General features: G+C 24.9%; 8 protein-coding genes. 7 read left to right on the forward strand and 1 reads right to left on the reverse strand.

The window, feature by feature from the left end; genetic code table 11:
- The 4 genes from ACK5ON_RS12555 to ACK5ON_RS12570 form a co-directional block, all read left to right on the forward strand.
- A partial coding sequence (locus ACK5ON_RS12555) for a glycosyltransferase family 9 protein (protein WP_409823076.1) occupies positions 1 to 612 on the forward strand: 612 nt, incomplete at its 5' end.
- 1 nt (position 613) lies between these two features.
- Positions 614 to 1735: a glycosyltransferase family 4 protein gene (locus ACK5ON_RS12560; RefSeq protein ID WP_409823079.1), complete on the forward strand. Its 1122-nt coding sequence runs from the start codon at positions 614 to 616 to the stop codon at positions 1733 to 1735.
- Between the two features lie 22 nt (positions 1736 to 1757).
- Positions 1758 to 2546: a glycosyltransferase family 2 protein gene (locus ACK5ON_RS12565; RefSeq protein WP_409823082.1), complete on the forward strand. Its 789-nt coding sequence runs from the start codon at positions 1758 to 1760 to the stop codon at positions 2544 to 2546.
- Between the two features lie 41 nt (positions 2547 to 2587).
- Positions 2588 to 3352, forward strand: coding sequence for a glycosyltransferase family 2 protein (locus tag ACK5ON_RS12570; RefSeq protein ID WP_409823086.1), 765 nt, complete (start codon positions 2588 to 2590; stop codon positions 3350 to 3352).
- A 41-nt stretch (positions 3353 to 3393) separates the two neighbouring features.
- On the opposite strand, the gene ACK5ON_RS12575 is transcribed toward ACK5ON_RS12570, so the two are convergent.
- Positions 3394 to 4206 (reverse strand): glycosyltransferase family 2 protein, encoded by an 813-nt coding sequence (locus tag ACK5ON_RS12575; protein WP_409823089.1) that lies wholly within the window; start codon positions 4204 to 4206, stop codon positions 3394 to 3396.
- Positions 4207 to 4738: 532 nt separating this feature from the next.
- On the opposite strand from ACK5ON_RS12575, the gene ACK5ON_RS12580 reads away from it, so the two are divergent.
- Genes ACK5ON_RS12580 through ACK5ON_RS12590 form a run of 3 tightly spaced genes read left to right on the forward strand, consistent with a single transcriptional unit; the run spans position 4739 to position 7606 of the window.
- Positions 4739 to 5743, forward strand: coding sequence for a hypothetical protein (locus tag ACK5ON_RS12580; protein ID WP_409823092.1), 1005 nt, complete (start codon positions 4739 to 4741; stop codon positions 5741 to 5743).
- Positions 5744 to 5746: 3 nt separating this feature from the next.
- Entirely contained in the window at positions 5747 to 6715 is a 969-nt protein-coding gene (locus ACK5ON_RS12585; protein ID WP_409823094.1) for a glycosyltransferase family 2 protein, read from the forward strand.
- Between the two features lie 48 nt (positions 6716 to 6763).
- Positions 6764 to 7606: a glycosyltransferase gene (locus ACK5ON_RS12590; protein WP_409823097.1), complete on the forward strand. Its 843-nt coding sequence runs from the start codon at positions 6764 to 6766 to the stop codon at positions 7604 to 7606.
- The last annotated feature ends 12 nt before the right edge of the window (positions 7607 to 7618 follow it).

Here is a 7618-nt window from a genome sequence, read left to right on the forward strand (position 1 = left end):
GAACCATTAGGAATCAAATTCAAGGTAATAAAACCAAAAATATTTTTAACAAACGAAGAAAAGGAAAATGCAAAAAATAAATTAATTTCTAGCGGAATTTCTATTTCAAAACCTATCATAATGATTAGTGCCATTGGAAGCGATGAAAGCAAAACTTACAATCTACCTTATATGTGTAAAGTTATTGAACAAATTGCAAAGAATAAAGATGTTCAGTTATTATTTAACTATATGCCTTTTCAAAAAGATTTAGCTTACTCTTTGTTAAAACTTTGCAATCAAGAAACTCAAAACAAAATTTTTTTTAATATTTATGAATCAAATCTTCGCGATTTTCTTGCAATAACATCTCATTGCAAGGCGTTGATTGGCAATGAAGGTGGTGCAACAAATATGGCAAAAGCATTGAACATACCCACATTCACAATATTTGCCCCTTTTGTTAAAAAAATTGGATGGAATATGTTTGAAAATAATACTACAAATATATCTGTGCATGTAGATGATTATGTAGAAAACGATTCTGAAAACAATAACGAAATGTATAATCAGTTTAAACCAGAGTTTTTCGAAAATAAATTAAAAAATTTTATTGATTTAAATTGTGTATAAAATGAAAATCGGATTTGATGCCAAAAGATTTTTTCATAACAAAACTGGGCTTGGAAATTATAGTAGAAGTTTAGTAAAATTATTATCCGATGCATATCCTGATAATGACTATTTTCTATTTAATCCAAAAAAATCTAGAGAATTTTCTATTAATAATTACAGTTCAAAGGTAATAGAAGTAAATCCGAATAATTATTTATTTAAAAAAATCAACTCACTTTGGCGTTTATTTTTCATTTCAAATACTGTTAAAAATTATAATATTGAAATATATCATGGTCTTTCGGGTGAACTACCAATAGGTTTAAGTGATAAAATTAAAAAAATAGTCACTATTCATGATTTAATATTTATTCGTTATCCCAAATTATATAATTTTTTTGACAGAAAAATTTATTATTGGAAATTTAAATATGCAGCAAAAAAAGCCGATTTGATTATTGCAATAAGTGAACAAACAAAAAAAGATATTGTTGAATTTTTAATGATTAACCCTAATAAAATTAAAGTTATTTATCAGGGTTGTCAAGATGTTTTTAAAAAAAAATACACTTTAGAGGAAAAAAATCAGGTTATCAAAAAATATGGGCTTCCAGCTAAATTTATCCTAAATGTTGGTACAATTGAAGAACGTAAAAATTTATTCAGTGTAGTAAAGTCTATTAAAGATATTGATATTCCACTTGTTATTATTGGTAAAAAAACATCATACTACAATGAAATTCATCAATACATTATTGATAATAAAATGGAAGATAGAGTTTTTCATTTGAATAAAATAGATAACACAGAGCTGGCCATCATATATCAATTAGCAACAATTTTTGTTTACCCTTCTATTTTTGAGGGTTTTGGAATTCCTATAATCGAAGCATTATATTCCAAAACACCCGTTATAACTACTAATTCTGGTGTTTTTCCCGAAGCCGGTGGTCCTTATTCCATTTATATTAACCCAACCAATATTGAAGAATTAGCAGAAAAAATTACTTTATTACTAAACAATGAAATTTTAAGAAATGAGGTTGCTGATAAAGGATATGAATTTGTTCAAAAATTTAATGATAGAAATATAGCTAAATCTATAAATGGTTTATATTTAGAAATTTTAAAAGAGAAATGATAATTCCTAAATAGTATTGAATATGACCACAACATTAATTATCACAACCTATAATTGGCCAAAAGCACTAGAAATTGTTCTAATGGGTGTTGAAAATCAAACGCTTTTGCCTGATGAGATTTTGATTGCAGATGATGGTTCAACAGAAGAAACATCTAATTTAATAAAAAAATGGCAAACCAAACTGAAAACCACTATTATTCATTCATGGCAAGAAGATATTGGATTTAGATTAGCCACTTCTCGAAATAAAGCAATAGCAAAATCAACTGGCGATTATATCATAATGATTGACGGGGATTTGGTTTTGCATCCTAATTTTATAAAAGATCATGTAAGCCATTGCAATAAAAATCAATTTGTTATTGGCACAAGAGTTTTACTAAAAGATGATTATTCCAAACAACTTTTATCCAAAAAAAATATCAATTTCTCAGTAAATAATAATTATATTTTAGCCAACTCAAAAAATTTAATAAACAATTCTTTTCTGTCAAAAATTTGCAGTTATAAAACAACTAGTTATAAGCAAGTGAGAGGATGTAATATGGCTTGTTTCAAAACCGATTTGATTAAAGTTAATGGCTTTAATGAAGATTTTATTGGTTGGGGAAGAGAGGATACAGAAATAGTCGTTCGATTATTAAATGCTAAAATAATTAGAAAAAACGTAAAATTTAACGCAAATGTATTACATATTTTTCACCCAGAAAGCACTAGAAAAATGCTAATTACAAATGAGCTAATTTTAAAAAAAACAATCTCTGAAAAACTTATCCGTTGTCAAAACGGTTTAGATAAATACCTTTAATTTCTGTGAAATAGTAGTCCATACCTAATAAAATAATAAAGATGAGTTCTCAAAAAATATCAGCAGCTATACTTACTTACAATAGTGAAAAACAAATAGATAAAGTGCTAGAAAAACTATACTGGTGTGATGAAATCATTATTTTAGATTCTTTTAGCAATGATAAAACTATTGAAATCTGTAAAAAATATACTTCTCAAATTTTTCAAAATAAATTTGAAGGTTTTGGAGCTCAAAAAAAACTTTTGATGACCAAATGTAAAAACGAATGGATTATTTCTATTGACTCTGATGAAGTATTAAGTGATGATTTGATAGCAAATATCTTAAAATTAACACATAATGATTTTAAAAATAATTCTGGTTTTTTAATTAATAGAAAACATATTTTTTTAAACAAACAATTCCTTTATGGAAAAGAAAGTAGGAGTTGGATTTTGCGTTTATTTAATAAAAATAAAGGTGGTGTGACAGATAATATTGTTCATGAAGGCATACAAGTAAAGGGTAATATATCTAAAGTAAAAGGACCTTTATTTCATTACACTATTTACGAACTCAAAGAAGCTATTCATAAAATGGACTACTACGCCTTTTTAAAAGCTAACGAATATTTTAATAAAAGGAAAAAATGCACCTGGATTAAACTTTACGTTACCTTTCCATTTACCTTTTTTAGAGAATATTTTTTAAATCTAAATTTTTTGAATGCTTACGAAGGTTATATTTGGTCGTACTTAGTGGCTCAAGGTGCTTCGTTGAAATATTATTATCTCAAAGAAATGTATAATTTCAAAAATAACTGATATTTGTATAGTCTTTAATTGGTGCAAAACAATACATTTTTTTAGCGTTTGTAAATTCCTGTTTTTATCCAAGTAATTTTGTGTTGTTTATTATGATGTCGAATTTCCATATTATTCTTTATTGCTTCAGTATTAACATAACTTCTTGAATGATCTAAATGCAAACAAATAGCGCTATATCTTATTTGCTTGGATAATAATCCGTTGTTAAATAATCGTTCTCCCATTTCTCTATCTTCACCACCATAATGTAATAATTCATTAAAACCATTTATAGCCAAAATATCCGATTTGAAACCTGAAGAATTATGTCCGTTCCAAGAACGTTTTGTTGGAGTTATCCAATTCATAAAAGAGGAAAAATAGGAATTATGAGTGAGTTTAGTTATTTTAAAATTGATTTTTAATCCATTTTTTTTTAACCACATAATAGTAAAACAATTTTGACTAACAATATCATTTTCAGAAATTAATTTAGAAATTACTATTGGTAATTTAAAATACCCTCCGGATAAAAAAAAACCAAACTCCTTTTGTTTTAAGTGATTTTGAACAAAATCATTTCTTGGAATACAATCACCATCAGTAAAAATCAAATACTCTGAAGTGCTTTTTAGTATGGCTTTATTTAAAATTTTTGTTTTTTGAAATCCATTATCTTCATGCCAAACATGAATTATTGGATTATTAAATTTTCCTATAAAGCTATCAATCAAAATTTTAGTTTCTATTGTTGAACCGTCATCGGCAACAATAATTTCAAAATCCATTTCAGTCTGTACGCTAAATCCAGTTAAGACTTTTCTTAACCATTCAACAGAGTTATATGTGGAAATTATTACTGAAGCTTTCATCAAAATTATTTAGAAGTGAAAATACTATTTTTTAACTAATATTACTTAAAAAGATTATTTTTTATAACACATTTTAAATATGGATAAAAATATTTTAATAATTAAAATTTTCTCTATAGTTATAGGTATATTCTCTTTTAAAACAACTCAAGTGAAATTTACTTTTTTTAATCAATTTATAAAAAGTTACATTTATACTAGAATGGATAGTCATGAATTTAAAGAGAAATAGTTAGGTAAACACAATCGTTTTTATGATTTACATTGAATAACTCCCAAATGTGAAAATATAAGTTAAGATAAACATGTTTCTTTAAAGTTTGATTAAACGGAAATTATGATAAAACTAAATTGAAATTTAGAAAAAAACGAAAATAGTTTTTAAGCAAGCTAAAAACTTATGAATTGTGAAAAAAAATAGATATAAAACAAATAATACTATTACGTTTACTTAAATATATTTTAAAAATAATATCAATCTATTTAATAAAAAAATAAGTAAATTTATACGCTCAAAAAAATGTTGTAATTAATGAATGCATTAAAAATTTGTTTGATAAGTTTTGATAACTGGCATTATGATTCATTTATAATAGAAGCGTTAAGGAAGAAAAAAATTGATGCATATCACATAAAGTTAGGAGCTTATAAACATGCTAGTTTAATGTCTCGTATTAAAAATGCATTCAGTAAAATTATATTAGGCAAAAATCCAAAGCATATAAAAAAACAGGAGTACATTTTAGACCAACTTAAACATCATGGAAAACATGATCAAATTTTAGTTATAAACCCTAATGTGATAGATTTAGCATATCATAAAAAAATCAAAGAATATACCAAAGAATATAATACTTATTTATATGATAGTCTTGTTAGATGTCCCGTTGAAGAACTCTTGAAAGCAAATATATTTGATACAATTTACTCTTTTGATTCTGAAGATTGTTTAAAAAATAATTTCATACAAATGACAAATTATATCTATTTTGAAAAACCAAAAGATACTATTGTGCCTAAATATGATTTGTTAACGGTTACATCATTTGACAAACGCTTTCCAATTTTCAATAAAATTGCTTACCAATTAAAAGAGCATAATTTATCGTATAAATTCATATTTGTAAGTCGAAACATTCGTTATAAAATATTCAAATACAATCTTAAAAAAATTAATAAGCAAAAAATAGATGAATTAATTGAAAAATCAATAAAGTTCCAATCAAAAAAAATTCCTTTAAAAAAATTATTAAAATTATATTCTGAAACAAAAATAATTATTGATCTTGTTCAAGATAACCAATCTGGTTTAAGTTTTAGGTTCTTCGAAGCTATGGCATTTCAAAAAAAAATAATTACTAATAATTCAAATGTGAAAAGCTATAATTTTTATAATCCCAATAACATCCTCGTTATTGAAGATAAAATAGACTTTAGCATACCTTTTTTTGAAACGGATTACACCCCTATATCAGATGAAATTTACAATCAATACACGATTGAATCATGGATAAATGTTGTATTTAAATTGAAATAGTAAATGAAACTATCAGTAGCTATGTGTACTTATAATGGTGATGAGTTTATAAAACAACAGCTTGACTCCATTTTAAAACAATCTGTAAATGTAGATGAAATTATTATTTGCGATGATGGCTCTTCAGACTCTACCATTGAAATTATAAATGATTACATTGAAAAATTTCCATTAATGATTTATTTACATAAAAATGAAATCTGTTTGAAGAGTGTGAAAAATTTTGAGAAAGCTATAAATCTTTGTACTGGTGACATTATTTTTCTGTCCGATCAAGATGATATTTGGGTAGAAAATAAAGTTAAAGATTATTTACAATATTTTAATGATAATCAAAATATTAATGTAATTGGCTCTAACGGATATTGTATTGACGAAAACTCTAATGTGATTGACAAATACTCCCTTTGGGATATTCCAAATTTCTTAAATGAGCAAAATATTACTTATGATTACTTTAAAATGATTACTCATTTTGGAAATATTTTTACAGGAGCATCTATGGCTTTTAGAAAATGTATAATTCCAGATGTTATGCCTTTTCCCAATTTTAAAAATTATCACCACGATGGATGGATTGCTACAATAGCGGCATCAAAAGGTGAAATAGTAATGCTTAACGATAAATATTTTTATTACAGGATACATTCTAAACAACAAGTTGGAGGTGTTTTCTTTGATAAAACTGAAAAGCAAAAGGATAAATTATCACATATTTATGATATTCATAAAACTAAATTATCATTTTATATTTTAACAAAAAAACTAAAAAAATTAAGCTTAAGTTATTATGATAAATTAAAAATAATTGAAGAATATCCTAAATATGGTAATTTATTCAATAACAATAAAACTGAAATATTAAATAATTATAAAAATGTTAAAAAAATTATAAAAACAAAATATCCTTTAAGATTTTTTATTTTAAATATTTTTGATAAAATTTTTCATAAAAGACAAATAAAAGTTTAATAATTGTTTACAATCTATTAATATATAAATCAATTCCTACTTTAATATATGAAAGTAAGTGTATGTATGATTACTTATAATCATGAAAACTATCTTAAACAAGCTATAGAAAGTGTACTCATACAAAAAACACATTTTGATTTTGAACTAGTGATAGCAAATGACAATTCCCCTGACAATACGATTACCGTCATAGAAGAATTTATAAATCAACATCCAAAAGGATATAAAATCAAATTTATAAATAATAAAGAAAATATGGGTATAATGCCCAATTTCATCAATGCTTTAAAAAAATGTAATGGCGATTATATTGCCCTATGCGAAGGTGATGACTATTGGATAGATGAAAATAAATTGCAAAAGCAGGTCGATTTTTTAGAGAAAAATACTGATTTTACAATATGTTTTCACAAAGTTAATGTTGAAACCAACGGAACAATTAGTGACGATACCATTACAGGTAAATCTATTCAAACTACTACTATTTATGATTTAGCTAAGGGGAATTATATGCATACTTGCTCTGTAGTGTACCGAAATCACTTGTTTGCCGATTTTCCAAACTATTTTTATACTTCACCAATTGGCGATTATTATCTACATATGCTTAATGCACAATACGGAAAAATTCATTTCATCAATCAAACAATGGCTATTTATAGAGTTCATAATACTTCCTATTGGTCATCTAAACAAGATAATGAAAGAGTTTTTATTTGGATAAATTTTATTGAAAACATAAAAGATAACTTTAATGTTGAAATTCAGAAAATACTTGATAAACAAATATTTAAATTAAGAGTAAGTAATTTACCTTTTTGGAAAAAAAACTTATTGAAATTCAAATTCAAATTACAAGAAACGATAAAAACTAAAAAGTATACTTAAGCATTTTATAGA

Source organism: Flavobacterium sp. (assembly GCF_046317795.1).
Lineage (GTDB): Bacteria > Bacteroidota > Bacteroidia > Flavobacteriales > Flavobacteriaceae > Flavobacterium.